General features: G+C 50.6%; 23 protein-coding genes and 1 tRNA gene. 15 read left to right on the top strand and 9 right to left on the bottom strand.

Annotated features, from left to right (window positions below; translation table 11 throughout):
* Positions 1 to 219: 219 nt before the first annotated feature.
* A complete protein-coding gene (carB, locus tag B153_RS0133105; protein ID WP_020601056.1) occupies positions 220 to 3,096 on the top strand; it encodes a carbamoyl-phosphate synthase large subunit in 2,877 nt (958 codons plus the stop codon).
* A 57-nt stretch (positions 3,097 to 3,153) separates the two neighbouring features.
* On the opposite strand, the gene B153_RS0133100 is transcribed toward carB, so the two are convergent.
* From B153_RS0133100 to B153_RS0133090, 3 genes are all read right to left on the bottom strand, one after another.
* Complete coding sequence (locus B153_RS0133100) at positions 3,154 to 3,570, bottom strand: hypothetical protein (protein ID WP_020601055.1); 417 nt, start codon at positions 3,568 to 3,570, stop codon at positions 3,154 to 3,156.
* 156 nt (positions 3,571 to 3,726) lie between these two features.
* Entirely contained in the window at positions 3,727 to 5,283 is a 1,557-nt protein-coding gene (locus B153_RS0133095) for a DUF4394 domain-containing protein (protein ID WP_020601054.1), read from the bottom strand.
* Between the two features lie 123 nt (positions 5,284 to 5,406).
* Positions 5,407 to 6,906, bottom strand: coding sequence for a capsule assembly Wzi family protein (locus B153_RS0133090; RefSeq protein WP_020601053.1), 1,500 nt, complete (start codon positions 6,904 to 6,906; stop codon positions 5,407 to 5,409).
* 142 nt (positions 6,907 to 7,048) lie between these two features.
* Between B153_RS0133090 and B153_RS0133085 the strand changes: the two genes are divergently transcribed.
* Positions 7,049 to 7,864, top strand: coding sequence for an aldo/keto reductase (locus B153_RS0133085; protein ID WP_020601052.1), 816 nt, complete (start codon positions 7,049 to 7,051; stop codon positions 7,862 to 7,864).
* Between the two features lie 9 nt (positions 7,865 to 7,873).
* Here the strand turns inward: B153_RS0133085 and B153_RS0133080 are convergent, their stop codons facing one another.
* The gene (locus tag B153_RS0133080; protein WP_020601051.1) at positions 7,874 to 8,647 is read right to left on the bottom strand and encodes a Nif3-like dinuclear metal center hexameric protein; all 774 of its coding nucleotides are present in this window, start codon (positions 8,645 to 8,647) and stop codon (positions 7,874 to 7,876) included.
* 330 nt (positions 8,648 to 8,977) lie between these two features.
* Here B153_RS0133080 and B153_RS0133075 point away from each other — a divergent pair, with 330 nt between their 5' ends.
* The 13 genes from B153_RS0133075 (at position 8,978) to arsB (ending at position 19,120) form a co-directional block, all read left to right on the top strand.
* A complete protein-coding gene (locus B153_RS0133075; RefSeq protein WP_020601050.1) occupies positions 8,978 to 10,363 on the top strand; it encodes an MATE family efflux transporter in 1,386 nt (461 codons plus the stop codon).
* A gap of 168 nt (positions 10,364 to 10,531) precedes the next feature.
* Positions 10,532 to 11,797, top strand: coding sequence for a GTPase HflX (gene hflX / locus B153_RS0133070; protein ID WP_020601049.1), 1,266 nt, complete (start codon positions 10,532 to 10,534; stop codon positions 11,795 to 11,797).
* A 70-nt stretch (positions 11,798 to 11,867) separates the two neighbouring features.
* Positions 11,868 to 11,939: transfer RNA gene (locus tag B153_RS0133065), tRNA-Arg, on the top strand.
* A gap of 519 nt (positions 11,940 to 12,458) precedes the next feature.
* Positions 12,459 to 12,719, top strand: a complete 261-nt coding sequence (locus B153_RS38450; protein ID WP_211221727.1) for a hypothetical protein — start codon at positions 12,459 to 12,461, stop codon at positions 12,717 to 12,719.
* A 196-nt stretch (positions 12,720 to 12,915) separates the two neighbouring features.
* Positions 12,916 to 13,278: a LytTR family DNA-binding domain-containing protein gene (locus tag B153_RS0133050; RefSeq protein ID WP_020601046.1), complete on the top strand. Its 363-nt coding sequence runs from the start codon at positions 12,916 to 12,918 to the stop codon at positions 13,276 to 13,278.
* A 32-nt stretch (positions 13,279 to 13,310) separates the two neighbouring features.
* A complete protein-coding gene (locus B153_RS0133045) occupies positions 13,311 to 13,658 on the top strand; it encodes a hypothetical protein (RefSeq protein WP_157635013.1) in 348 nt (115 codons plus the stop codon).
* 125 nt (positions 13,659 to 13,783) lie between these two features.
* Positions 13,784 to 15,274, top strand: a complete 1,491-nt coding sequence (locus B153_RS36310; protein ID WP_020601044.1) for a capsule assembly Wzi family protein — start codon at positions 13,784 to 13,786, stop codon at positions 15,272 to 15,274.
* A gap of 81 nt (positions 15,275 to 15,355) precedes the next feature.
* Positions 15,356 to 15,676: a hypothetical protein gene (locus B153_RS0133035; protein ID WP_020601043.1), complete on the top strand. Its 321-nt coding sequence runs from the start codon at positions 15,356 to 15,358 to the stop codon at positions 15,674 to 15,676.
* A 221-nt stretch (positions 15,677 to 15,897) separates the two neighbouring features.
* Positions 15,898 to 16,230, top strand: a complete 333-nt coding sequence (locus tag B153_RS0133030; protein ID WP_020601042.1) for an ArsR/SmtB family transcription factor — start codon at positions 15,898 to 15,900, stop codon at positions 16,228 to 16,230.
* A gap of 60 nt (positions 16,231 to 16,290) precedes the next feature.
* Positions 16,291 to 17,181, top strand: coding sequence for an arsenite methyltransferase (locus B153_RS0133025; protein WP_020601041.1), 891 nt, complete (start codon positions 16,291 to 16,293; stop codon positions 17,179 to 17,181).
* A gap of 25 nt (positions 17,182 to 17,206) precedes the next feature.
* Positions 17,207 to 17,623 carry an arsenate reductase ArsC gene (locus B153_RS0133020; protein WP_026262637.1) on the top strand — a complete coding sequence of 139 codons (417 nt, stop codon included), beginning with the start codon at positions 17,207 to 17,209 and terminating at the stop codon, positions 17,621 to 17,623.
* A gap of 10 nt (positions 17,624 to 17,633) precedes the next feature.
* Entirely contained in the window at positions 17,634 to 18,083 is a 450-nt protein-coding gene (gene arsN2 / locus B153_RS0133015) for an arsenic resistance N-acetyltransferase ArsN2 (protein ID WP_020601039.1), read from the top strand.
* Positions 18,080 to 19,120, top strand: coding sequence for an ACR3 family arsenite efflux transporter (arsB, locus tag B153_RS0133010; RefSeq protein ID WP_020601038.1), 1,041 nt, complete (start codon positions 18,080 to 18,082; stop codon positions 19,118 to 19,120). Before arsN2 ends, arsB begins: the two co-directional genes overlap by 4 nt.
* A 189-nt stretch (positions 19,121 to 19,309) precedes the next feature.
* Here the strand turns inward: arsB and B153_RS0133005 are convergent, their stop codons facing one another.
* From B153_RS0133005 to B153_RS0132985, 5 genes are all read right to left on the bottom strand, one after another.
* Complete coding sequence (locus B153_RS0133005; protein ID WP_020601037.1) at positions 19,310 to 20,758, bottom strand: phytoene desaturase family protein; 1,449 nt, start codon at positions 20,756 to 20,758, stop codon at positions 19,310 to 19,312.
* A gap of 73 nt (positions 20,759 to 20,831) precedes the next feature.
* Positions 20,832 to 22,073: a sulfite dehydrogenase gene (gene soxC / locus B153_RS0133000; protein WP_020601036.1), complete on the bottom strand. Its 1,242-nt coding sequence runs from the start codon at positions 22,071 to 22,073 to the stop codon at positions 20,832 to 20,834.
* A 142-nt stretch (positions 22,074 to 22,215) separates the two neighbouring features.
* Positions 22,216 to 22,818 carry a c-type cytochrome gene (locus tag B153_RS0132995; protein WP_020601035.1) on the bottom strand — a complete coding sequence of 201 codons (603 nt, stop codon included), beginning with the start codon at positions 22,816 to 22,818 and terminating at the stop codon, positions 22,216 to 22,218.
* A 3-nt stretch (positions 22,819 to 22,821) separates the two neighbouring features.
* Positions 22,822 to 24,528 carry a hypothetical protein gene (locus tag B153_RS0132990; RefSeq protein WP_020601034.1) on the bottom strand — a complete coding sequence of 569 codons (1,707 nt, stop codon included), beginning with the start codon at positions 24,526 to 24,528 and terminating at the stop codon, positions 22,822 to 22,824.
* Between the two features lie 14 nt (positions 24,529 to 24,542).
* Positions 24,543 to 25,922 (bottom strand): DoxX family protein, encoded by a 1,380-nt coding sequence (locus B153_RS0132985; protein WP_245564985.1) that lies wholly within the window; start codon positions 25,920 to 25,922, stop codon positions 24,543 to 24,545.
* Positions 25,923 to 25,935: the final 13 nt, after the last annotated feature.

The following is a 25,935-nucleotide window of genomic DNA, read 5'->3' as shown; positions in this document are numbered from 1 at the left end:
ATAGATAAACATTCTTAACAAAAAGGCCGACATCTGATTTTATTCTGAAATTCTCCTTTTCCATTCCCTGCTAAACCCCTAATTTTGCAGGATTTTTGACCGCCCCCTCCAACCAGGGGTCGCCAGATACTGCGCTTAGCTTATTGTTCATTCGGGGCCGCCCGGCCAATCCACTCGTGTGGTGGACGTGCCTCATGCGGTTCATTGCCCTGCTGAAAAATGCCTAAAAATACCAACATTCGCTCAGTACTGATTATCGGCTCAGGCCCTATTGTGATCGGCCAGGCTTGTGAATTCGATTATGCCGGTTCGCAGGCAGCACGTTCCATCCGCGACGAAGGCATCGAAGTAGCCCTGATCAACTCCAATCCGGCTACGATCATGACTGATCCGATCAACGCCGATTATGTTTATCTGTTGCCGCTGGAGAAGAAGTCCATCGTCGAGATCCTGAAAAAACATCAGGAAATGGGTAAACCCATCGATGCCGTTCTGCCAACTATGGGTGGACAGACTGCCCTGAACCTGGCTATCGACTGCGACAAAGCCGGTATCTGGCAGAAATACAATGTTCAGATCATCGGTGTTGACATTAAAGCCATCGAAACTACCGAAGACCGCGAGAAATTCCGGTTGCTGATGCTTCAGCTAGGTGCGGGAGTATGTAAAGGGCGCACAGCCCGCTCGTTTCTGGAAGGGAAAGAAATTGCCCAGGAAATTGGCTTCCCGCTCGTTATTCGGCCTTCGTTTACACTGGGTGGCACAGGTGGCGGCTTTGTGAATACCCCCGACGAATTCGATAAAGCGTTGACGCACGGCTTACATGCATCGCCGGTTCACGAAGTACTGGTGGAGCAAAGCGTTATGGGCTGGAAGGAGTACGAGCTTGAATTATTGCGCGACAATAAGGGCAACTTCATCATCATCTGCTCCATCGAAAATTTCGACCCGATGGGCATCCATACGGGCGACAGCATCACGGTAGCACCGGCTATGACCCTGCCCGATACGCTGTACCAGCAAATGCGCGACCTGTCGATCCGGGTTATGCAGGGCATTGGGCAATTTGCCGGAGGCTGTAATATTCAGTTCTCGGTGAATCCACAAACCGACGAGATTATTGTTATCGAGGTTAATCCGCGGGTGAGCCGCTCATCGGCACTGGCGTCGAAAGCAACGGGGTATCCGATTGCCAAGATTGCCGCTAAAATGGCCATTGGCTATAACCTCGACGAACTGATCAACCCCATTACGGGCACCACATCGGCTTTCTTCGAGCCAGCCATCGACTATGTGATTGTGAAGGTACCGCGCTGGAACTTCGATAAGTTTCCGGGTGCCGACCGCTCGCTGGGGCTGCAAATGAAGTCAGTGGGTGAAGCCATGGGCATTGGCCGGAACTTCCAGGAAGCCCTGCAGAAAGCCTGTCAGTCGCTCGAAATCCGACGCAATGGACTGGGTGCCGATGGCCACGAACTGACCGACCGGGCCGCCCTGACCGAAAGCCTGAAACACCCAAGCTGGAATCGGTTGTTCCACATCTACGATGCCTTCAAAGCGGGGATGTCGTTCCGAACCATTCAACAACTGACCCGTATCGATCCCTGGTTCCTGCACCAGATTGAAGAACTGATCGAACTCGAACGCGAAATTCAACAGTACGATCTGGAAGACCTACCGCCCGAACTGCTCCGCACGGCCAAGCAGAAAGGATACGCTGACCGACAACTGGCGCACCTGCTTCAGGTGAAAGAAAGCAAGGTATATCAGTATCGTCAGGCGCACAACATCCGTCGCGTGTACAAATGCGTAGATACTTGTGCGGCTGAGTTTGAGGCTAAAACGCCTTACTATTACTCAACCTTCAACAACCAGGTACCCATCACGACCGACCACGCCGAGCCGGTTTCAGACTTACCGGGCAATGAGTCGATTCGGAGCAATCGTAAAAAAGTGGTTGTTCTGGGTTCAGGCCCTAACCGGATTGGGCAGGGTATCGAGTTCGACTATTCGTGCGTACACGGGGTGCTGGCGGCTAAGGAAGCGGGTTATGAAACCATCATGATCAACTGCAACCCGGAAACCGTTTCGACCGACCCCGATATTGCCGATAAGCTTTATTTCGAACCTGTTTTCTGGGAGCACGTTCATGCCATTATCATGCACGAGCAGCCCGAAGGGGTTATTGTACAGTTGGGTGGCCAGACCGCGCTGAAAATGGCGGAAAAGCTGACCCGCTACGGCATCAAAATCATCGGTACGAGCTGGGAAGCCCTCGATCTGGCCGAAGACCGGGGCCATTTCTCAGAAATGCTCCGCAAGCTCGAAATTCCGTATCCGAAATTCGGGACGGTGCGTGAGTCCGAAGGGGCCATCGAACTGTCGCGCGAGTTAGGTTTCCCCTTGCTGGTGCGGCCTAGCTACGTATTGGGTGGCCAGAGTATGAAAATCGTGATCAACGAGAACGAACTGGAAGCGCACGTGATGAAGATTCTGGAAACGATTCCCGACAACAACATCCTGCTCGACCACTTCCTCGAAAATGCCATTGAAGCCGAAGCCGACGCCATTTGCGACGGTGAAGATGTGTACATCATCGGCATCATGGAACACATCGAACCAGCGGGTATTCACTCGGGCGACTCCTACGCGCTGCTGCCCCCCTTCGATCTGAGCGAAAACGTAATCAATCAGATTGAAGAATACACGAAGAAAATCGCCGTAGCGCTGAAAACGGTAGGCTTGATCAACATCCAGTTTGCCATCAAAGATGAGCAGGTGTATGTAATCGAAGCCAACCCACGTGCGAGCCGAACGGTGCCTTTTATCTGCAAAGCGTATCAGGAACCGTACGTCAACTACGCAACCAAGGTGATGCTGGGCGACAAGAAAGTGAAAGACTTTACGTTCAAACCCGTCAAGAAAGGCTATGCGATCAAAATTCCGGTGTTCTCGTTCAGCAAATTCCCGAATGTGAACAAGGAGCTTGGCCCGGAAATGAAATCGACGGGTGAAGGCATCTATTTTATCGATGACCTCACCGACGATTACTTCCAGAAGGTCTACTCCGAGCGGAACCTGTACCTGAGCCGGTAGTATCGCTTACTCCATAAAATGCCCCAATTGTCTAACGATTGGGGCATTTTCGTTTCCTTATCGGATAAATAAATGACTGTATCCGTCCGTTATCTCGATGTCATACAATGTCAGTTTGCCCGTTTGAAAAATCATCTGCTGATTCCCATACAGGGTCGGAACATAGTTTTTTATTGGGCCCGGATACAGTTTTTTATTACTGATTGTCAGTACATACTCGTCGTCCTTGGCGGCTTTCTGGACACTGTAGTTACTCGAAAAGAAGACGGTGTCAGCACGGGTAATCGTCAGTTTTCCGGCATCGTCGAGCCGTAGCAGAACCTGTTCGCCCGGCTTAGCCTTATAGGTTATACCAGCAAATCCCCCTACCGATTGCGACCATATCCAGTTACCGACATAGTCTGGTGAGGCCATTTCCTTGTGGCAGCCTACCAACAGAAAAGCCCCCAAAAGCACAACCACTAGTCGTTTCATAGTGCATTCTATCAACTTTCTGATAAGATACGCCCTAAACCCGAAACGTTGGAATGTAACGCTTAAAAATCTGTTTATCAGCCAATTCTCTTAAAAAGAAATTGACCCACCTTACATGCTGTAAAATGGGCCAATCTATAAGATGTACCCGATAGGCTAAAACCCTAAGCCAAGCGTAAAACCCCGCACAGTGGGGTTACCCGCAAGGGTTGCTCCTGCCGTAGCCGCTCCCGTCATCAGATTGATGGTGTACACGCGCGTCGTGCCACCAGCGCGTAACAAAGCATACGCTGTACCACTGGTCCCGCCAATGTCGAATCCGTTAGCACTCTCAACCTCCACGCCCAAAGCCCCTACGCTCACCAGCGTACCGTTGTTCGGTGGATTCTGCTGGAACAGAATAGCCCCACCCGACCGGACATCAATATCGTATAGTACCGTTGAGGTAGCTCCAGCAAAATTATTGGTGTAAGCTGCCGCCGATACAGTTGGCGTACTGCCTGGTGGCGAAAAAGCCAATGCGCCATCGGTAGCCGATAAGGCACCATTTGTAGGATCCAGACGTAGGTTTTGCCCTGTATTGCTTACCACCCGAATGCGATCAACGGTGGGGTTGAAATCGAACCCAAAGTCGGTTCCCGACAGCGTAAACAAACCAGGATTACCAACCGCTGCAACACTCCAGGTCGCTGAAGCCGCTACCGTGATGGTATACAGCCGATTCGAACTGCCTAATGCATACAGTTGACCATTGACCGGGCGCGTATCAAGTCCAAGCAATGTTTCACCCGGTTGTAGCCCGGAGAGGGTTTTCGAGTTAATCGTAGTTGCACTTTGTGGATTGAAGATGAGCAGGTTATTCGAACCATCCAGCGCATAGGCCACGGGCTCGGTCGGGATAGCCAGCCCGATTACATTGTTCTGCAAATCGCCTAATTTCTGCAGCCGCCCCGTCGATAGATTGATTTGCTGTAGCTCAGACTTACCATTGAACGTCACCGCCACCAAGCCCTCGCCCGTAGGGGCAATATCAAATCCGGCGGCCCCGGTTATGTCCAACCCCAACGGCCCCACATCCACCAGCGTCCCGTTATTGGGCGGGTTCTGGATGTACAGACGATCCGTGGCCGGATCAATATCATACAGGGTTGTTGTTGTAGCTCCCGCCCGGTTGTTGGTATAGGCGACTTCTGAAATGGCGGCTCCCGGTACGCCATTGATCGGTGTATCCGTCGCAGCAATCATTCCCGTTTCCGGGTTTAGCCGCAGATCAATACCCGTGTTGGTTACCAGCCGAATCCGGTCGACGGTAGGGTTGAAATCCAGCCCCATAATGGTCCCGATATCGTTCGAGGTAAACGGCATATCGGTCAACGGGCGGGCTACACCCGATGTCGGGTTAATGACAAACAGGCGCTTCATATTGCTCACGCCATAGAGTTGGCCGGTAGCCGGACGAAAATCGATCGATAGGATTCGCTCACCCTGCGGGCCGCCCATTGGAAAGGTGATCGGTACAAAATTCGAAGGAGCCGACGGGGTTCTGACACTGACCCGCCAAAGCTGATTGGCATCGGTCAATACGTAGATATTCACATCGGGCAATAGATTCAGATCGGGCACCATGCGGTGATCCTGACAGGCGTTGAGTGTTACCAGACTGATCACCGCCAGGAAACCTGCGAAACGTCTGAGTAATTTTTTCTGATTCATAATCGTATGGTTAAAATGGCATTAAAACAATCAATGCCTATACGACCAGAGATCGAAAACGGATTTATCGAAATTAAAATTTAATTAAAATTTTTCATACAGATAAACATCCACACCCTGACTCTACCAGAACTTTTTGAGGCTTATGTAACTCGCGAATGAGTCGGGCAACAGCTCTCCCCGGTCTAGTGCCAGCAAGGTGGTCAACACCGTTCGGGATCGTTTTCCCAGAGGCCACTGTGCACCCAGGCTCGTTGAAAACTGGTGTAGCACATCTAAAAAAGGCTGCTTGTAGGAACCGAAATTCCGGCTGTACGACACCCTTGCCGTTAGCAAAGGGCCCTGCCGAAAAGTGCCCATTGCGCCCATGTACCACATCACTACCCGGTTGTTCGGGTAATACCCGTTTCCTGTGTAGGCATTATTGACTTCGGGTTTAAAATCGGTACGGGGGAGGATGAATGGGGTTCCGAGCGTACGTCCTTTATACGACCAGCCCTGAATGTACTGGCTGTGATTGAAGTAGTTATCGGCCCCCTGCCATCGCGCATATGGATCAAAAACAGGGCCGCTCTGATCTGTCGTTGTGAGCCATTCGAGCACAAGCCGCTGGAATCGAAACGTCGGTTTTGTGGGCGAATGGTTCAAAAAGCGTAGTCCGGTCAATCCATCAGGCAGATTTTTTAGGGCTAATCCCGATGCATCGTCGTACATGTGCTGGTGATACAACAGCCAATTATATGTTTTTCCTTTCCATTCTATCGCCACATCGTAGCTACCGACGTGATTACCAAGCCGATTGGTACCGTCGAACTCCGTAAAGCGATCATTTTGCAGAGCATCTGGATACCTTCCGGTCACGAGCGATAGATAATCCTGAAACGAAGTTGATAAACTTCCGTTGACCGCCAACGGCGTACCAATGAGGTAGTCGGCATGGCCACCCCACTGCACCTGGTGATTGAGCCCTGCGTAGAATTGAAAGCGCCAGTGGGGTTTCCCAAGACGTCCATACAGATACTTCTGATGTAGATAACTACCTTGTATATAGGTATTTACCAGCCAGCCGTGCGCATACCCGACCCGAAATGCCAGCAGTTTTTTGGTAAAGCCGATCGGAACGAAATTCGGCGTGTGCAACTGAATTTTTGGAAATGGCTGCGCATTGCCCGACCAGGCCACAAAACCTGACGTCAGGAGCGTATCGCCAAGGCCCGCTACTTCCCGCCGATTGCCGCCAAACAACTCGAATTGACCGAATCGCAATTTTACAAAGGCATCAGGTAACAGAATAGCCGGGTTTTCGGACGTCGGTTGCGGCCCGGCATTCCCTACGGCATACAATCCAAATCCCCAGTCGAAGCGCCGTTTTCGTCTGGCTGTTGAATCGGTCTGCCGTTTGTAATCACGCTGCGCACCGAACCGAAGGGTACCGAATGAGCCCCGAATGGGTATACTATTGTACTGATTCGAACGTAACCAGAACGGATTCTGGGGAGCCGATGTGATGCCTCCTCCCACTTCTACTGAATACCGAATCGTAGTACTATCCTGAGCCGACTGCGCCCAGGTCGACGGTATAGACAATCCCAACAAAACCGCAAGGAAGTAGCCCGTTTGCATAGGTAGTTAAAGTACGCTTAGCGATGGTTGGCAAACATACATTTATCCGTGCTAAATCCTTTATCAATCATCTAATTAAACATAGGGCTGAAACATATTGGTCGGTTTTTAGATTATATAGGGATAACCTGTCAGAGAACATATGAATGAAACCGTTACGTTAAACAATGGTGTTGAAATGCCTCTGCTCGGACTCGGTGTGTATGCGCCAAGTCAGACCAATGAAGTACAGCAGGCTGTTGAGTGGGCTCTTGAAGCCGGTTGTCGCCTGATCGATACGGCAGCCGCCTACGGAAACGAACGCGAAGTAGCGGATGCGATCCGGGCTAGTGGCATTCCGCGAAGCGACATTTTTATCACCACCAAAGTATGGAACGACGATCAGGGTTATAACCGCACCCTACGCGCTTTCAACCGGAGCCTGGAGCGCCTTCGCATCGACTCGGTTGATTTATACCTTATTCACTGGCCCGTCAAAGCTTATCGGCATGATACCTGGCGCGCGCTCGAAAAGATTTACAGTGAAGGTCGCGCCCGCGCCATCGGGATTTCCAATCATTACCCGGCCCACATCGACGAACTGCTGACCGAATCCGTTATTACACCTGCTCTCAATCAAATTGAATTCAGCCCCTACTGCTACGTACCCGAAGTACTGGACTATTGCCAACAGAAGCAGATTCAGGTAGAAGGGTATGCGCCGTTGGTTCGGGGGCAGAAAAAAGACGACTCCCGGCTCGTGGCTTTAGCCGAAAAATATGAAAAAAGCACCTTTCAACTACTGATTCGCTGGTCGTTGCAGCATGGCGCGGTCACCATTCCGAAATCTGTGAAGCGAGAACGCATTCAGGAGAATTTCGATGTCTGGGATTTTACCATTTCCGACGACGATATGGCCCTGATGGACACGTTTTATGACAATACCCGGATTGCCGATGACCCCAGAACAATGCCTTAGGCAACCCGTCTAGCGAATCGGTAATGGTTCTCGAATAATACACTCGATTGGGAAGTGGCTGCTCAAAAGATCGGCTAGTGCCCGTAATCCCCATTCTTCACTGCGACGGTGTCCTACGGCGATTACGGCCATACCCGTTTCGTCGATGGCTTGCTGGCCCGGTTTGCGGTAAGCACCCGTTACGTAAAGGTGAGCCCCTCGTTCGGCCGCTTCCCGAATCAGTGTGCCCGTCATGGCGCCCACTACGGCAACTCGCGAACTCACAGGTTGCCATGTGGCCGCACTGTGTCCGGCTTCGGCCCGGTCGTAGCCGCCAAACAGCTTATGAATGGTAGCGAGCCACTCGTCAAATTCCCGCTCAGCTACATCCATAAGCATACCTAGCGGGCGTTGAGGTAAGCCCTTCCCCGTTTTGGCCGATTCCTGCTTGTAGCCGATTGGCTCCAGATCGCTCGTTGCCCCCAACTGCACTGCCAACTGCTGATTATACCCCATAGAAAGCGATTCATCGAATGGCAGGTGATGCGTCAGAACACCAAAATCGGTAGGAAGAGCCGCCAGATCAAGTTGCCAGGGACGGTGCAGCCAAAGAGCATCCAATTGATTTTCCGCAATCCAGTCGGGCAGCTTCGAAAAGGGCTCCAGGGCCAATCCAATCCGCCGGATAGGCCGCCGGGACGGATAATAAATCCCACCCCGTTCCGTTTCGGGGTATCGGTCAACAGCAAAGCTGGCTTGTAGAAAATGGTCTATATCAGCCAGATAAATGGGCGAACTACTCATTCTTGCTTAACCAATAACGGGATTGAATTGTTGAATCGACGAGCACTTGAATACAGCTACCTGCGACAACCATTCAACCATTCAAGCCGTCGACCATTCAATCATTCCTTCCCCGGATTTGGATTTACCGAAAATAAAGTAGTAGTTTTGCAACCTCAACTGGCGACCTCAATGCCAGTCCATAAAAGCCGATGAAGTTCCTCGCTTAAAAACCCACGTGGTTTTTCTCTCTTCTTCCAAGTACCGCTACTCGCACGAGTAGTCAATTTCATTTCCATTTCACTCATATAGTGCTTGTAGCTCTTCAGCTACGGTATAGTCTTTTTTTCAATGACCAAATACATTCGGTTATTACTGGACGCATTGCGCGGTTCAGAAACCAATTTTACGTCGGGTAGTATCAACCGGGCAATTTTTCTTTTATCGGTTCCGATGATTCTGGAAATGGTGATGGAGTCATTGTTTGCGGTTGTCGATGTGTTTTTTGTGGCAAAGATTGGCACCCAGGCGGTTGCTACGGTGGGCCTGACCGAGTCGGTACTCACTATCGTATATTCGATCGCTATCGGCTTAAGTACAGCGGCTACGGCCATGGTATCCCGTCGGGTCGGCGAAGAGAACCGACAGGGAGCCGCTCAAACTGTAGGCCAGGTCATTCTGGTTTCGCTGGTGATGGCCGTTCTGATGGGTGTGCCGGGCTTCATTTTTGCCGAGGATATTCTGCGGCTGATGGGTGGCGACGAGCAGCTCATTGCCAATGGGGCAGGCTTTACCCGGATGATTTTTGCCAGTTCGCCCGCCATCATGCTCTTGTACACCCTAAGTGGCTGCCTCCGAGGTGCGGGCGATGCCTCCATGGCTATGCGGTCGTTATGGATTGCCAACGGCTTCAACATCATCCTGTGTCCAGTGCTTATTTTCGGTTGGGGGCCCTTCCCGGAGTTGGGCGTTATGGGTTCGGCAGTGGCTACCACAACCGGCCGCACGTTAGGAGTAGTGTATCAGCTATATGCGCTGACACGGCAGAAAGGCGGTATTCAGGTGCTTCGTTCCCATATGACACCCGATCTGGAGGTTATTCGGAACATCATCAGTCTGGCAGTTGGGGGTACAAGTCAGTTTCTGGTTGGTTCGGCTAGCTGGATATTTCTGACCCGCATTTTATCGACGCATGGCAGCGATGTAGTGGCCGGGTATACCATTGCCATACGGATCATCATCTTTACCATTCTGCCATCGTGGGGCATGGCCAACGCTGCCGCTACGCTGGTCGGGCAGAACCTCGGAGCCGGGCAACCCGAGCGAGCCGAAACGTCGGCCTGGCGAGCCGCTTTCTGCAATATGGTGTTCCTGGCAACGGTTGGTATCGGTTTTTTCCTGGCCGCTGCCGATGTGGTGAGTTTGTTTGATAACAAGCCAAAAGTGGTCGATATTGCCGTGCAATGCCTGCGCGTATTTTGTCTGGGCTACCTGTTTATGGCGTATGGGATGGTACTGAGTCAGTCGCTCAACGGCGCTGGCGACACCCGCACACCAACGATTATGAACATTGTGTGCTTCTGGCTGATTGAAATACCGCTGGCCTATACGCTCGACAACGTTTTGGGCTGGGGACCGCCCGGTGTATTCTGGTCAGTAGCGATCAGCGAAACCCTGCTAGCCGTTATTGCCATTCTGGTGTTCCGCCGGGGGCGCTGGAAAACCGTTCAGGTGTAATGAAAATCAAGTCGTTATGCCTGTTTTTACCGAAACTTTTACCCCTAAGGGGTCGTTCTCAATGAAGTGGTCAGGAAGTAGTCAAGGATAGTCAGGTATTGCGAATATGTACTTTCTCAATCACTGACCCTACTTGACCACTTCCTGACAATTTTTGACCATTTTTTTATGATTGAAACACATAAACAACCCGAAACCGCTGTATTGGTCGCGCTGATTACACAAAAACAAACAGCCGATCAAACCAAGGAATATCTGGATGAATTAGCATTTCTGGCCGAAACATCGGGGGTTGAAACGATAAAAGCATTCACCCAGAAGCTCGACCGGCCCGATACCCGTACCTTTGTCGGCAAGGGAAAGCTGGAAGAGATTCAGACGTTTATCATCGATAACCCCGTCGATTCCATCATTTTCGATGACGACCTTACTCCGGCTCAAGTCCGTAACCTGGAAGCTGAGTTTAAGGACATCAAAGTGCTGGACCGGAGTCTGCTGATTCTGAATATCTTCTCGATGCGGGCGCAAACAGCTCAGGCCCGGGTTCAGGTCGAACTGGCTCAATACCAATATCTTTACCCACGTCTGACCCGCATGTGGACCCACTTAAGCCGCCAGAAAGGCGGTACGGGTATGCGTGGTCCGGGGGAAAAAGAGCTGGAAACTGACCGCCGGATCGTTAAAGACCGGATTGCTTTTCTGAAAGACAAACTGGCCAAAATTGATAAGCAAAGCGTAACACGTCGGAAAGAGCGGGACCGCCTGGTGCGGGTTGCCCTGGTCGGCTACACCAACGTAGGCAAATCGACCCTGATGCGGACCATGGCGAAAACCGATGTGTTTGCCGAAAACAAACTATTCGCAACGGTCGATTCGACGGTGCGGAAAGTAACGCTGGGCAACATTCCGTTTTTGCTGACCGATACGGTTGGGTTTATCCGCAAACTACCAACCACGCTGATCGAGTCGTTTAAATCGACGCTTGATGAAGTCCGGGAAGCTGATATTCTCCTGCATGTGGTCGATGTATCGCATCCTAATTTCGAGGAACAGATCGAGGTAGTCAATTCGACATTGGCCGACATCAAAGCCGCCGATAAACCAATGGTACTGGTATTCAATAAAATGGACCAGTTTGTTCCGAAAGATGAGTGGACGGGCCAGTTCGATCAGGACGAAGACGATTCGCACGAAGAAGTAGCGATTCCGGTAGCAGTACGCCGGAAAACAGCCTTGGAATATCTGAAGAAAACCTATCTGACTCAGAAAGCCGATTATGTTGCCTTTATCTCGGCGCAAACGGGTGAGAATGTGGGGGAGTTACGGGAGTTGTTATACAATCTGGTGAAAGAGAAGCACTACCAGATTTATCCAAACTGGCTGCACGTCCCGCTCTCAGAATCAGCCGAATACGGCGACGGTTTGGCAGGTTGATGGTTTTTCGACAACTTTGCGTGATTACACCTCATCCATCCCCTCTTCTACCCGGAGAGGGGCTACTTTTGGCCTTGTAGTTCAACGGATAGAATAAGCGTTTCCTAAACGTTTGATACGGGTTCGATTCCCGTCGAGGCTACGAAAAGCCCGTTTCTGACCTGGAAACGGGCTTTTTTGCGAAAGCAGGGTTAAAAACAGAGTCAAACAGACATTCGCCTGAATCTTTACGTATACACATCCCCTGACTCAGAGTCTATGCCTGATGAGTCAATCACCTACAAAAGCCCGCCGTTTCGTAAAGAAACCCATATTCCAGGGCGAACGAAGGTATTTCAATCGGGAGGTTCTTAAGTAATCTTCCCTAAAATTCTTCTTGATAAAACCTGCGTATGCCATCCCTTGTCGAAACAGAAACAGCCAGTCCATTGATCAATCCCTGGCGATCGATTTATTTATATAGAAAAAAATCCATTAATAATCAGAAACTTAACAAATGAACAGATAAAAATTTAACCGTTTGCTCAATATCTACACACTGGCTAAAACCTTTTAAAAATGGGCGAGTTAACAAATTGTTCAGCCTGTAAAATTAGTCAGTTGTACTAACCTCCGCACGTCACATCGTAGTTCTCACTAGTCTATATTCTATCGTTAACCGATGAATCGTTTTATGAATGCCAACAGCCAGGCAACCCTTACCTGGGAGCGGGCTTTACCCTCAATCCATGATCGACAGAGAGGCTCTGTAACCTGGATTTGCTCCGGCCGATCCCTTTCTGCATTCTCCCTGATTACCTCCAGAGCCCAACGCTCTTTTACATCTCCCCAGCGTTCGAAACATCGCACGCTCTCCAGGCCAACGGCCAATTTTACCACTGCCTATCTCGCGCTCGTACCGTACGACCCCTTGATTCTATAGGCAACTTTTCTAGACTTTTTTTTTCAAAAATCCCCATCTGTTGAGATGATAAGGGGCTTATTACGGCATTTGCGGTAAGAGCTTCTGTCCAATTCAACAGGTCAGGTTCACTTATGTCCATTGAATCAATTCGTTGGATCAGGAATCATTTCGCACAGAAATGGTCCGTCAAGATTTACTACTAACTACTCACGCTATGATCACTGCAGCTAAGCCGATTGCCCATTCGATTAAAGTACCCGGTTATTCAGATCCTTTTTTGCTAAACACAATTGTTCGTTTACAGGGCGAGAGCAATTACACCTGGCTTCACCTACAGGCCTCCAGCAGGCCCATGCTGATTGCTAAAAATCTCAAATGGTTTGAGGAGATGCTACCCGATTTTGTGCGGGTTCATAAGTCTGACCTGATCAATCCCAGCTTCGTCCAAACCTATAATTACGCCAACTCAACCACGCTGGAAGTGAACCTGCCGAACCAGCAGACGGTAAGAGTATCCCGTCGTCGCATTGATCCGGTTCTGCTAAAGCTCAAGCATCACCGATCTAAACTGGCCTAGTGAATAACGCATAATCATAAATCAACCTTATCATGAGAAAGTCCTTTTTGATGATGAGTAGTATGCTGGCTGGACTACTCGGTTTTATGGGCTATTGCTGGCTACTGATCGACTGGTACCAGGATATGAAATATGGGCGATATGAACGCGAACCTTTGGAAACAATCGTGGAATCGGGGGTTATCATCGCCTATTGTTACGTAGCTTTCCGGTTTATCCACCCTAAATTAAAAGACCTACAAACGCCTGTCTATCCAGCAAGAAATGTCGCCCCGGTAAGGGGGAAACGTTCATCGACAGGCTGGTTCGGAAAACTACTGACGCGCCCCAGATTTGAGCGCGAAGCAGGCCTGAGCAGTCGGCCTTACCGATCTAAGTAGCTCGTCCGCACTAAGCGGTTCACGCACTTTGCTTTCCACTTTCACCATTCACATTTCACCATTCACAATCCAGTTGGCGCTGAAGAGTCTTCAGCGCCAACGTTTACCCTATTGACACTCCCGTTATGACTAAACCTTTTACGTGTGTTCTGTTTTTGGTATTTTTTCTTACCTGCTGTGCTACCAGTTGGGGCCAGGGTCGACGAGAAGTCCGTTATCAAACCGAAGTCGGTTCCTATGCGGCCTCTTCCTCCATTACCCCTTTCTGGCTGCGTACTAACCAATACGGTATTGTACCGGACGAAAGTCCGTTTTTGACCATTCGGCAATCCGTACAACAGGATTACCGTGTAAGTAAGTCACATACCGACAGTCTGAAATCCATTAAACGCAAAATAGCTATCGGCTGGGGGATGCAGGCCGTTTTTAATGCAGGCCATACGTATCAACTCCTTATTCCTGAAGCTTATCTGAAACTCCGACTAGGACAAAACGTAGAAGTATGGGCAGGACGAAGACGGGAAATTGTAGGTCTGGTCGACTCAACGCTAAGCTCTGGATCGTATGCGTGGTCGGGCAATGCCTTACCCTTGACCAAAGTACAGTTTGCAGTACCCGACTACCTACCCCGAAACGGGCTCATTGGCTTCAAGGGGTTTTATGCACATGGCTGGTTTGAATCGGGTCGATTTGTCGATAATGCCATGCTCCATCAGAAAGCCCTGTACGCACGATTGGGTAAGCCCAATTGGCGGGTAAAATTCTACGCGGGAATCAACCACCAGGTGATGTGGGGCGGGCGGACGAACCGTTTGACGAATAACTCGACAATCAAAAATAATCAGCTTCCCAACCAATTTAGCGACTACATCAATATGGTACTGGCGCTCCCCCTAGGCAATCGAACGAATATCGATACCAACCGGGTAAGTCATTTTGATCACGAGAATCGAATTGGAAATCATCTGGGTACAGTAGATATTGGGTTTGAATACATTGGTAGCTCTTTCTCCTTATTCGCTTATCGACAGAACATCTACGAAGATGGCTCTCTGTTCTATTTAACCAATATTCAGGATGGTCTCAATGGTCTGCGTATCCGCAATCGGCGTCCCCGCAATCCGTCAGGGTTCCACATTCAGGACGTACTGCTTGAATATCTCTACACACAAAGCCAGGGTGGTTCCTTGTTTTTAGAAAGCTCCGCCCAACGAGGCCGTGATAATTATTTCAACCACTCACAATATCAGGATGGCTGGTCGCGCTATGGAAAAACGATTGGCACGCCCTTCATCAGCCCCTCTCCGGCTAGCCGAAGCGAATTGCCCCAATATGGATTCACCAACAATAATCGGGTGGCGGTGATGCATATGGGCATTTCGGGGCAAGTGCTTGACTTCCTCTCCTTCCAGTTTAAAGCATCGTACAGCGAAAATCTGGGGACCTATGAGCAACCGTTCCCCAATCCAGTTCACCAATTTTCTTCGCTGCTGACCCTGGCCTCCCCAGTGGTTATTTTGAAAGGTGTGACCGCCCGAGCTTCTGTTGCGAGCGATATAGGCGATTTATACGCCAATTCGATGGGATTTTATTTGGGCATTCGAAAAGATGGCTAGGGCCAAACCCAACAATAATGAGTAGTTCTAGTTAAGTAAAATTAATCAATAAGAGTACCTTTCACTAAAACAAAAAACGTTATGAACAAGATCATCTTAGGGGCGTCGGTGGTAGCTATGCTCACCCTAACCCAAACCAGTTTCGGCCAGGCCGTTCAGGAAGCTAAGGCAGAAAAAAAAGAACAGAAAGCTGAAAAGAAAGCGGCTAAAGCCAACGAGCTTCGTTCCAATGCCGCTACAGGCAAAGGGCTGGAAATAGCCGGGGTTTCTGACGCACATACCCGTAAAGCCAAAGCCGATCGAAAAATGAAACATGCTCATAAGAAAGAACTGAAAAGCGAGGCAAAAGAACTAAAAGCAGCCGCTAAAGATCGGACGAAAAAAGCCGATGGCGTTGATTAGCGCAGGTTAGCTCATAAAGTTGTTCTGTTCTTCTGTACGTAACTGCTACCTGGCAGTACGCGTCAAAACGCAGCTACGCGAATGTAGCTGCGTTTTTTATTTGCACTACCTAATCAGGTTCTCAGCCCGTAATCCGATAGGCTGGTTTTATGAATAGTAAAAAAATCCTCAAAAATACATCGTAATATTGCGATGAATGTATTTACGATTACCTTTGTGCCATGGGCGTCACGAAAACCGAAATATTTACCGAACAGCAAAATAGGCTGGCCGATTTAGCCAAAGCTTTTGCTCATCCAGCACGGGTAGCTATTCTGCAATTGCTGGCGCAGAAAAAAGCCTGCGTCTGTGGCGATTTAGTTGATGAATTGCCGTTGGCACAGGCAACTGTTTCCCAGCATTTGAAGGAGTTGAAACGCATTGGCATCATTCAGGGCGACATCAATCCGCCCCGCGTTTGCTACTGCATCAATGAAACCGTATGGGAAGAAGCCCGGCAAGCCTTTGGGTCGCTGTTGGATACGTTTGCAGTAACTACTACGGGTTGCTGCTAAGCCAATGGCTATTTTTTTGAATATACCAATCGTAATATTACATTAAACCGATCAAATACTATGGAAACTGCCGAACAAATTAAAGAAGTAGTACGTCAGAAATACGGCGCTATTGCTGAACAACCTGCATCGGATGGCTGTGGTTGTGGCCCCACCTCCTGCTGTGAGCCATCCAGACCGGAACTTGACGGAGGAGCCAACGTACCGATTGCCATGGCTCAGGACTATAGGGAACTGAATGGCTATGTGGCCGATGCTGACCTGGGTTTAGGCTGTGGTTTACCGACTCAGCTTGCCCGCATCAAACCCGGCGACACGGTAGTTGATCTCGGATCAGGTGCAGGTAATGATTGTTTTGTGGCGCGTGCTGAAACGGGCGAAGCAGGCCGGGTAATTGGTCTGGATATGACTCCGGCCATGATTGACCGGGCTCGTAAAAATGCCAAAGCGCTGGGCTACACCAATGTTGAGTTCGTTTACGGGGATATTGAAGACATGCCTTTGCCCGAAAATCTGGCCGATGTAGTCGTAAGTAATTGCGTTATGAATCTGGTACCCGATAAACAAAAGGCCTTTTCGGAAACCTTCCGTATTTTAAAACCCGGTGGCCATTTCAGCATTTCCGACATTGTCCTGAAAGGCGATCTGCCACAAGGCTTACAGCAGGATGCCGAACTGTATGTGGGCTGCGTATCGGGGGCTATCCAGAAAGATGCCTATCTGCAACTCGTCAAAGACAGTGGCTTTACCAACATTCAGGTACAGAAAGAACGGGAAATCAATCTGCCCGATTCGGTGCTGCAAAACTACCTGACCAACGAGGAAATCACGGTCTATCGCCAGCAGGAAAAGGGCATTTATAGCGTTACCGTTTTTGCCCGCAAACCCGTTCGTATTGCCGATAGCAAACCAGCGGCTACCAATTGTTGTGGGCCAGATTGCTGTAATTAACCATAAACCCAAACCCATTCGTATTATGACACGCATCCTGGTACTCTGTACAGGCAATTCTGCCCGCTCGCAAATGGCAGAAGGGTATTTACAATTCTTTGCGGGTGATCGGGCCGACGTCTATAGTGCCGGTGTAGCCCCTCACGGTGTCAATCCCCTATCGATCCAGGTTATGGCCGAAGACGGTATCGACATTTCGCACCATACCTCCAACCATGTTGATGAATACACGGCCATTCCATTCGAGTATGTGATTACGGTTTGTGACAATGCCCGTGAGCAATGCCCGTTTTTCCCCTCGAGTGCGGAGATGATCCATCATAGTTTCCCTGACCCCGGCCATCAGCCTGGTGTCGATGCACTGACTTCATTCCGTCAGGTACGCGATCAGATCAAACTTTTCTCCAAAGAATTCATTGACGCCAGATTGTCTGACAACTAATCCATTCCTTATGGCACTCTCTATCGAAAGCGCTCAGCCCCACGACAAAGCCGCCGTCGTGAGTCTTTTAGAGCAAGTTGATTTGCTCACGCAGGATTTACCGGACGACCTACCCAATTTTGTGATTGCCAAAGAAGACGCTACTCCGGTTGGCGTTGCGGGCCTGGAAACTTTTGGTTCGGTTGGCTTATTGCGTTCGGTAGCGGTTGCCCCCAATCAGCAGGGTAAAGGCATCGCGGCCCAGCTGATCGGCCGCTTATTAGAAGCCGCTCAGGCCATTCATTTGCGCGATCTTTACCTGATTACTACCACCGCCGATGGCTATTTTACCCGTTTCGGCTTTGCACCCGTGAGTCGTGAACAAGTACCCGACCCGATTCAGCAGACTCAGCAATTCAGTGGCCTTTGTCCGTCGTCGGCGATTGTAATGAAATGCTCGTTAAACACCCAATCGGCATGAGTGCGTCACGGCTTTCATTTCTGGACCGTTTTCTAACGCTATGGATTTTCATGGCGATGCTGACAGGTGTAGGCATTGGCTATTTTTTTCCGCAATCGCCGGTATTTATCAATCAGTTCAATGCGGGCACTACCAATGTGCCCCTGGCCATTGGCCTGATCCTGATGATGTATCCACCGCTAGCGAAAGTAAAGTTTGAAGAATTACCTGCCGTGTTTGCCAATACGAAACTAGTAGCGCTTTCCCTGCTGCAAAACTGGATTATTGGCCCGTTGCTGATGTTTGGTTTAGCCGTCATTTTTTTACCCGATAAGCCCGAGTACATGACCGGCCTCATCATGATCGGTATTGCCCGTTGCATTGCAATGGTGATTGTCTGGAACGATTTGGCAGGTGGCGATCGGTTGTATGCTGCCGGACTGGTGGCCTTCAATAGTATTTTTCAGGTATTCTTCTATCCGGTCTATGCCTGGTTTTTTATTACGATTTTACCGCCTTTGTTTGGCCTGCAAGGTTACGAGGTTCACATCGCCATCCGTGATGTTGCGAGCAGTGTATTCATCTATTTAGGGATTCCGTTTCTGGTAGGGCTACTCTCAAGAATCATCCTCACACGGGTAGTTGGCCGAAGCTGGTACGAACAGACGTTTTTACCGGCCATCAGTCCCATTACCCTCGTCGCACTCTTATTCACGATTGTGGTCATGTTCAGTCTGAAAGGACAACTCATCGTATCGATTCCACTGGATGTATTGCGTATTGCTCTTCCGCTTACGGTTTACTTTGTTGTCATGTTCTTTTCGGCTTTTTATCTCTCGAAACGAGCCGGGGCCGATTATGCCAAAGCCACTTCGCTGGCCTTCACAGCAGCAGGCAACAATTTCGAACTGGGCATTGCGGTAGCCATCGCCGTATTCGGGATCGAGTCGGGGGCGGCCTTTGCGGCAGTTATCGGCCCCCTCATCGAAGTGCCGGTGCTGATTCTATTGGTCAATTTTGCCTTAAAACAGCCCCATCGATTCAGCACTCAGATTTGATAAAGAGAGATGTTGTTTGACCTGTATTGTCACGCCCAAGGATTTAAAAAAGCAGGTACGCAATGAGCAGCGTTATACCAATGTTGAAGGTTTGAGCGATCAGAAAAGTGCGTTTTCAGACCAATACGGGGTAAAAACAGCAAAGAAGTACGCAACTGGAATGCCACGCTTGTCGCCGATTCGAAGCGTCTACGTCAGATGAATCGGTACTGGTTTTCCAAAGCCTTCACGCAGGGCCACGCGGGCAGCATGGTAGCCACACATACCATGTACACCTCCACCGGGCGGTGTGGACGATGAACAGATAAAAATGCCGGGAGTTGAGGTTTTATAGGGCGATAAGGTTATGACCGGACGGGTATATAACTGGCCGATGTCGATAATGCCGCCGTTGATATCGCCACCGATGTAGTTGGGATTGTAGCCTTCCATCTGCACCGTATTCATGGTATGGCGCGCCAGAATCCGGTCGCGAAAGCCGGGAGCAAACCGTTCAATCTGTTTCTCAATGGCCTCCGTCCGGTCAACGGTCGAGCCGTTCGGCACATGACAATATGCCCAGGCCGTGTGTTTACCAGCGGGTGCCCGACTGGCATCAAATTGACTTTGTTGGGCCAGCAGAATAAACGGTCGATCCGGATGTTTCCCATCCGACGTTTCCTGCTCAGCCTGGGCAATCTGTTCATACGTGCCGCCTATGTGTATCGTACCTGCCTGCCGACATTCGGGAGCCGTAAAAGGAATGGGACCATCCAACGCCCAGTCGATCTTAAAAACGCCCATGCCATAGCGGTAATGTTCCAACTGCCGACGATACAGGGATGACAGACGATCGCCAGCAATGGCTAGTAACTGTTTCGGTGTCAGATCGAACAGGACAACCCGTGTCGGTGGAATATCCTTCATCGAGCGTACCAGCCGTCCCGTTTCAATCCGTCCGCCCAGCGATTGAAAATAGGAAGCCAGTGCGTTGGCAATGGCCTGTGAGCCTCCTTTCGGAATAGGCCAGTTATACAAATGTCCAGCCGCTGTCAGCACCAGGGCAATGGCCGCCGTTGTCAGATTACTGAGGGGCTGAATGGAATGGGCGGCCATACCGGCCAGCAATCCACGGGCCTCTTTGGTTTTGAACCGCTTTACCAGTTGAGTAGCAGGCAACAGGGCATCCAGACCAAAGCTAGCCAGATCGATAGGATGTTTCGGAAAGCGTAAGGGGCCCAATACATCCGGCGCCAGTCCCGGCCAGTGTCGAACGATTGGCTCCATCAATTTTAGGTACGCTTCCCGATCTTCACCAAGTGATTGTGCCGTTTCGGTCAGCGAATACCGAAGGGCTGCAGCCGTGCCATCGTCAAATGGATGAGCAGCCGCCACAGGTGGATTAATAAACTCCAGTCCATGTTCGGCCAGCGGCAACTGCTGAAACAAGGGAGAGCCTACAGCCATTGGGTGAATCGCCGAGCAAATGTCATGCACAAAACCGGGCAGGGTCAATTCGGCCGAGCGTGTGCCTCCCCCAATGGTTTCTTTGGCTTCCAGTACAAGTACCGACAGCCCAGCCCGCTGCAACGTAATAGCGGCACTAAGTCCATTGGGCCCTGAGCCTACCACCACTGCATCCACCTCGGTTTTCGCCATTTACTTATTAGTTTTTAGATTTTTTGTCATTCCTCTCTCCGGTCGGAATCTCAAAAAACTGCATTTCTATCGGTTACCTTTCTGGTCGATTCAGTACGCGCCCGTCGGATTTGATCTGCCAGGCGGCAATGGGGTTAAAATGGTAGCCCCCATCGGGTCCCCGTGCTTCGATCAGTTGGGCAAAGGTTGGCTGAATATAACCTGTTTCGTCGGTAACGCGGCTCATAATCTCAGTTTCAGCACCGTTCCAGTTCCACAGATACCGGAAAGCCGTATGTGCTTTATCCAGAATTGGGTCTTGGAGCGTAGCGAGCTGCCAGCTTTTTCCGGCATCGGTGCTCACCTCTACCCGAGCCACTTTTCCCCGGCCACTCCAGGCAAGGCCCCGAATTTCGATCCAGCCCCTTTCAACCGTTTTTGGATAGGCCGGAAAGGTAATGATCGAACGAGCGTCGATATCGAAACTGAACTGCCGGATTTTGCCACCTTTGATACTTTCGGTGTATTTGGAGGTTTCTTCCCGCGTGTGCCAGGGCGCATCGCCCAGTTCGATACGCCGGAGCCATTTCACACTGGTATTCCCCTCCCAACCCGGTAAGAATAACCGAACCGGATAGCCCTGCTCGGGTCGTAAGGCTTCACCGTTCTGCGCATAGGCGATGATGGCATCGTCCCAGCCTTTTTTGACGGGTATGCTCCGGGTCATTACGGCGGCATCGCCCCCTTCGGCCAGAAACCAGCTTGCACTCGGCTTCACCCCCACCTCCCGAAACAAGGTAGAGAGTTTCACACCCGTCCATTCGCTTTGGCTGGTCAGGCCACAAATATCCTGTGGACTCATAGTCTCTTTACCCGTCCGAAAATTTCCCGAACATTCCAGAAACGCGATTCGCGACACCGAAGGGAACCGTTTTAAATCAGCAACGGTAAACACCAATGGCTTATCGACCAATCCATGAATCAGCAGTTCATGTTTGGTCGGATCAATGACCGGTACACCCGCATGGTGGCGCTCGAAATGCAGATCGGATGGGGTAATGATGCCGTAAAAATCTTGCAAAGGCGACCGTGACGAAATATCCGATGGTTTCTTGACGACCTTTTCAAACGACGACCGCGTACCGACTTCCCCCGCCAAGGTGCCTACTTTTTTGGTCGGATCATCGGGCAACAGTTCGGTGATGGAAACGCTTTCCTGAACGGTTTTCCCTTGTGCGGTCTGGACTATAGCTACAGCCGCTGTGGCCGCTCCGCCCAGCATGGCCCGACGGGAAAGTTTAGTGGTCAGTTGATCGAGTCGAAGGATTTTCTTCATAGTACATACTTTAAACTAAACCGCAAAGGCGCGAAGGCACAAAGAATAGCTTGTTGTAACGCAGGAGGAAACTCACGCTACAACAAGTCTAATAGTAACTGGTTTATAATACTTTACGTCCTTGCGGCTTAATTCAATAACATCACTTTATCTCCGGTCCACCTTTCCGGTCGTCGGGCACGAATAGCGTTTGGGCAGGCATCGTTACTTTCGGCAGTGTTTGGGCATTGATCACGGCTTTTTCATCAATAATACCGTTGGCGTGTAATAAATAGGCCGTCAGATTATACACTTCCTCATTGGTGAGTGAACCGGGTTCGCTGAACGGCATAGCCCGCCGGATGTAATCGAAAACGGTAGTGGCATACGGCCAGTAATTGCCAATGGTTTTGTCCGGCCGCTTTTTAGCTGGATCATTCGTCGTCACCAGCGATCCGTTCGGTCCACCCACACCACCAACGCCATGACAAGCTGCGCATTTCTGAGCGAAAATGACCTTGCCGATTGCCGGCTTCCCCTCCCCTGCCGGTAAACCCTTTCCATCAGGGCGCACATCTATATCCAGGCGAGCTATTTCGGCCTGAGTCGCTGTTCGTCCAAAACCAAAGGCAGCTGGAAGCGTATCGCCAACGACGACTGGCTTTTGGGTATATAGCCCGTCGTCCTTTCGTGCCTCATCAGGTGAATCAGGCAAAAAATTCACCCAAAACGTCATAACGGCCAATAACCAGACAAGACGAATCATCCGTTAGTAACTTCCAGCTTTAAGCGTACTTTCGGACAGCGCGTAGGGCCGCTGCACCCGATCAAGCACGACATAAATAGAATCTTTTTTCTCATTAATACCCTGCAAAATAACCCGCTGGCCACCATTTTGAGCGGTATAGCTTAGGATCATCCGGTTACGTTTGGCAGGTTTGTTTTCGGCTTCGATCCCTTTGGTGCGACGGGCTGAACGAGCTAGTGGGTTGATCTTGGGATCTTCCGGACCAATGATCGCCAGCGCTTCTTTCGGAATCCAATTATCGACTTCTTTCCTGTCTCCTTTCCGACGCTCCCCTCTGGACCGGGCTTTGGCCCCCTCTGCATTTCCGCCCAGATCACGGTTATTGCCCAGGAACTCCCGGTTTTCCTGATTACGCGCTCCCCGGTTTTTATCCTGCAAATACAGTACATGATGGACAGTATCGGCTTCGTAATAGAACACACGCTGACCACCCGCCACGCCCGTTAGCTCAAACGTCCGGTTGATGTCGCGCATAGGGGCACCGCCACCGTTCGACAGGTCCAGTTCAACGGGTTTGGCTACTTTAAAGGTCAGGGTTGTCCAGTTTTCGAAGGTAGCCTGCTGCCAGCGAAGTGAATCCAGCGGGGAATAGGGCAACTCCGTTCCGTTGAGTTTGAACTGGGTCACGTTGTAATTGCCCCGTAGTTCTTTCAGTCCTTTCTGAGCCGGTTGTTTGTAGGGGTCGTAGCGAAAATTGACATACTGAAGCCAGAACAACAAGATTAAAAACAGCCCAATGGTCAGGCTTTTCAGGCCAATACGTGCGTACTGTTGCCAACCCGTAAAGACGGGGGCAAAATAATGCGGAATGGTCAGCCGCTCGCGAATCAGCAGGTTGTACAGGTCTTTGAGGTAATACACCAGCAAAAAGCCCGACAGCAATACGAAGTACGAGCTATATCCATGCACCCCGCCATCGTAGGCAAAATTGACGTAAACAATATCGGCCAGGGCACCAAACAGGAGTACGCTACCCCAGAAGGTGGTGGCCCGGAAGAACAATAGTGCACCCGCCAGCACCTCGACCACACCCGTAAACACTTCGTACCAGGGCACGATACCGATGGATAGCCAGTAGATTTTCTGGGCCGTCAGATCACCGAAATTGGTATTCAGCACCCCCAAAGATGGATAAGGCAATTGTGTGGGCATCAGTTTGGTAAAGCCAAAGCCAATGATTCCGATACCTGCCCGATACCGAACCACTACCCGCAACCAGTAATAGAGCAGGTTATAGTTGATAATCTGCCGATGCCGAACAAGGGCCGTCCAGATCAGCCCCACTAAGGTAGCGAAGATGAGGGTGATAATCCAGGGGGCATAGCCGTTCAGCGTACTGCCAAACAGCTTGTTACCAAAGATGGTCAACCCCGAGCCGAAGCGGGCAATGTCGTACAAGTCCCGGTAATGCAGATGCAGCCAGTCGAACGATACGAGTTCCTTATACCAGTCGAGGCTGTTGGGCAGCGACATGCTAATAAAGAACACAAACGCAATGCGGAACAGAATCTTCTGGCTTTCAGTCCAGGCCGTACGGTTTTCGGCCTGGTCAGGCTGTTCATCAGATGGCTTGCCCGTAGTCGCAGAAGACCACGGATTACCAACCAGCTCTTCAGGGGCAATCAAGCCTAAATCGGTGCGTTCGGGGGTTATATTGGGAGTTGCCATGATTCAGAAGGAGGTTAGAGTTTGAGTGATCCCCGCCGACCCGCTTTGGCAGCCTCGTCGATCAGGTATTTTTTATCCAGTTTATCCAGCACGGCATACACCGAATCCTGCTTTTCATCGCCCCCCGACAGAACAACCCGGCCATCGCCCAACTTACTATAGGTCAGTTGAAGCGTTTCGTTGAGATAATGAGGATTGGCATTTTTCAGCGTCAGTAACCGCCCGGTTGGGTCAACGGTGTAGCGGTAATACTGCCGTCCCTGCGAGCCCGCATACTCGTAATCGCGCTCGGCATCCGCAGCGGCCAATTGTTCGGTGTTGTCATTGACCAGCTCAATGGGTCGGTTCGATTTGATGCTGATGGTGTTCCATGTTTCGAAGACGACATCCTGCCAGCGAACGGGGTCAGTCTTCGAATACGGCAGCGTTTTACCAGCCAGCTTAAATTCACTGACGTTGTAGATTCCCGCCGTTCCGGCTAATCCGGGCGTTTTGGGGAAGCGAGGGGAGCCATGTCGGTAGGTACTATAGGTTGTAAAACCGTAGAGCAACACGGTTAGTAGAACAAACGCACCTTTCAAGGCCAGTCGCCCGTAGCGCTGCCACTGTTCGCGCAAAACCGGACGAAAGCGATTGGGTGCAGCCGCCACTTCGAGCGAAACCAGCTGAAACAGCCGAACCGCATCGAAAGCAAACAGCACCAGTCCAAAGGAGACGAGTAAACCACTATAGACATACTCTCCACCTTCGTAAGCCAGGTTAGAGAAAAACACGTTACCCAGAAATGGCAGCAGAATCAGTGTACCAATCGTGGCTGTTTTCCGATGCAGGAGCAGCAATCCGCCCAGCAATTCAACCTGCCCCAGAAACGACTCGTAGGAGGGCACAATCCCCAGCGACAGCGAGAAAAGTTTCCAGGCCGTATGATCGCCATAAGCTGTATTGAGGTTACTGATCGACGGAAGAGGGGCCTGCAACGGGAAGAGTTTGATAAATCCATATGCGATCACGCCCAGCGCCAGCCGATAGCGTAATGCCACCCGCAACCAATAATACAAGGCATCGTAATTCGTATGCCGGTCGTCCCGTCGTGACCAGACAACCGCTCCGATCAGGGCGACAATCGCTACGATACCCCAGTTGGCGAAACTATCTTCTGGCCCTACAAAACGGGGGGCATAGTGCGACAGATTGAACAGATAGCGCGTGTACCCGCCATCGAACGAAACCAGATTTCGGAAAAACTGCGGATCGAGCGGCAGAATCTGAATCAGAAAATAGAGGAACACGAACCGGAAGATTCCCTTCTCGGCCGATGTCCAGCCGCCGTCGGTCTGTAGCTCGGAACGTTGATGCGCTTGTGGTTGGGCAAACGCGGTTTCGGAGTAACTCATAGCCATGGGATTT

This window comes from Spirosoma panaciterrae DSM 21099 (assembly GCF_000374025.1).
Classification (GTDB): Bacteria; Bacteroidota; Bacteroidia; order Cytophagales; family Spirosomataceae; genus Spirosoma; species Spirosoma panaciterrae.
This window is presented reverse-complemented; position numbering and strand designations above follow the sequence as displayed.

Bases quoted from the DNA above. Each gene is read 5' to 3' on its own strand.
- B153_RS0133085 (WP_020601052.1), top strand. From the start codon at position 7,049: ATGAATGAAACCGTTACGTTAAACAATGGTGTTGAAATGCCTCTGCTC.
- B153_RS0133045 (WP_157635013.1), top strand. From the start codon at position 13,311: ATGAGAAAGTCCTTTTTGATGATGAGTAGTATGCTGGCTGGACTACTC.
- soxC (WP_020601036.1), bottom strand. From the start codon at position 22,073: ATGAAGAAAATCCTTCGACTCGATCAACTGACCACTAAACTTTCCCGT.
- B153_RS0133025 (WP_020601041.1), top strand. From the start codon at position 16,291: ATGGAAACTGCCGAACAAATTAAAGAAGTAGTACGTCAGAAATACGGC.
- B153_RS0133035 (WP_020601043.1), top strand. From the start codon at position 15,356: ATGAACAAGATCATCTTAGGGGCGTCGGTGGTAGCTATGCTCACCCTA.
- hflX (WP_020601049.1), top strand. From the start codon at position 10,532: ATGATTGAAACACATAAACAACCCGAAACCGCTGTATTGGTCGCGCTG.
- B153_RS0133100 (WP_020601055.1), bottom strand. From the start codon at position 3,570: ATGAAACGACTAGTGGTTGTGCTTTTGGGGGCTTTTCTGTTGGTAGGC.
- B153_RS0132995 (WP_020601035.1), bottom strand. From the start codon at position 22,818: ATGATTCGTCTTGTCTGGTTATTGGCCGTTATGACGTTTTGGGTGAAT.
- B153_RS0132990 (WP_020601034.1), bottom strand. From the start codon at position 24,528: ATGGCAACTCCCAATATAACCCCCGAACGCACCGATTTAGGCTTGATT.
- carB (WP_020601056.1), top strand. From the start codon at position 220: ATGCCTAAAAATACCAACATTCGCTCAGTACTGATTATCGGCTCAGGC.
- B153_RS0133020 (WP_026262637.1), top strand. From the start codon at position 17,207: ATGACACGCATCCTGGTACTCTGTACAGGCAATTCTGCCCGCTCGCAA.
- B153_RS36310 (WP_020601044.1), top strand. From the start codon at position 13,784: ATGACTAAACCTTTTACGTGTGTTCTGTTTTTGGTATTTTTTCTTACC.
- B153_RS0133050 (WP_020601046.1), top strand. From the start codon at position 12,916: ATGATCACTGCAGCTAAGCCGATTGCCCATTCGATTAAAGTACCCGGT.
- B153_RS38450 (WP_211221727.1), top strand. From the start codon at position 12,459: ATGAATCGTTTTATGAATGCCAACAGCCAGGCAACCCTTACCTGGGAG.
- arsN2 (WP_020601039.1), top strand. From the start codon at position 17,634: ATGGCACTCTCTATCGAAAGCGCTCAGCCCCACGACAAAGCCGCCGTC.
- B153_RS0133075 (WP_020601050.1), top strand. From the start codon at position 8,978: ATGACCAAATACATTCGGTTATTACTGGACGCATTGCGCGGTTCAGAA.
- arsB (WP_020601038.1), top strand. From the start codon at position 18,080: ATGAGTGCGTCACGGCTTTCATTTCTGGACCGTTTTCTAACGCTATGG.
- B153_RS0133095 (WP_020601054.1), bottom strand. From the start codon at position 5,283: ATGAATCAGAAAAAATTACTCAGACGTTTCGCAGGTTTCCTGGCGGTG.
- B153_RS0133090 (WP_020601053.1), bottom strand. From the start codon at position 6,906: ATGCAAACGGGCTACTTCCTTGCGGTTTTGTTGGGATTGTCTATACCG.
- B153_RS0132985 (WP_245564985.1), bottom strand. From the start codon at position 25,922: ATGAGTTACTCCGAAACCGCGTTTGCCCAACCACAAGCGCATCAACGT.
- B153_RS0133005 (WP_020601037.1), bottom strand. From the start codon at position 20,758: ATGGCGAAAACCGAGGTGGATGCAGTGGTGGTAGGCTCAGGGCCCAAT.
- B153_RS0133080 (WP_020601051.1), bottom strand. From the start codon at position 8,647: ATGAGTAGTTCGCCCATTTATCTGGCTGATATAGACCATTTTCTACAA.
- B153_RS0133030 (WP_020601042.1), top strand. From the start codon at position 15,898: ATGGGCGTCACGAAAACCGAAATATTTACCGAACAGCAAAATAGGCTG.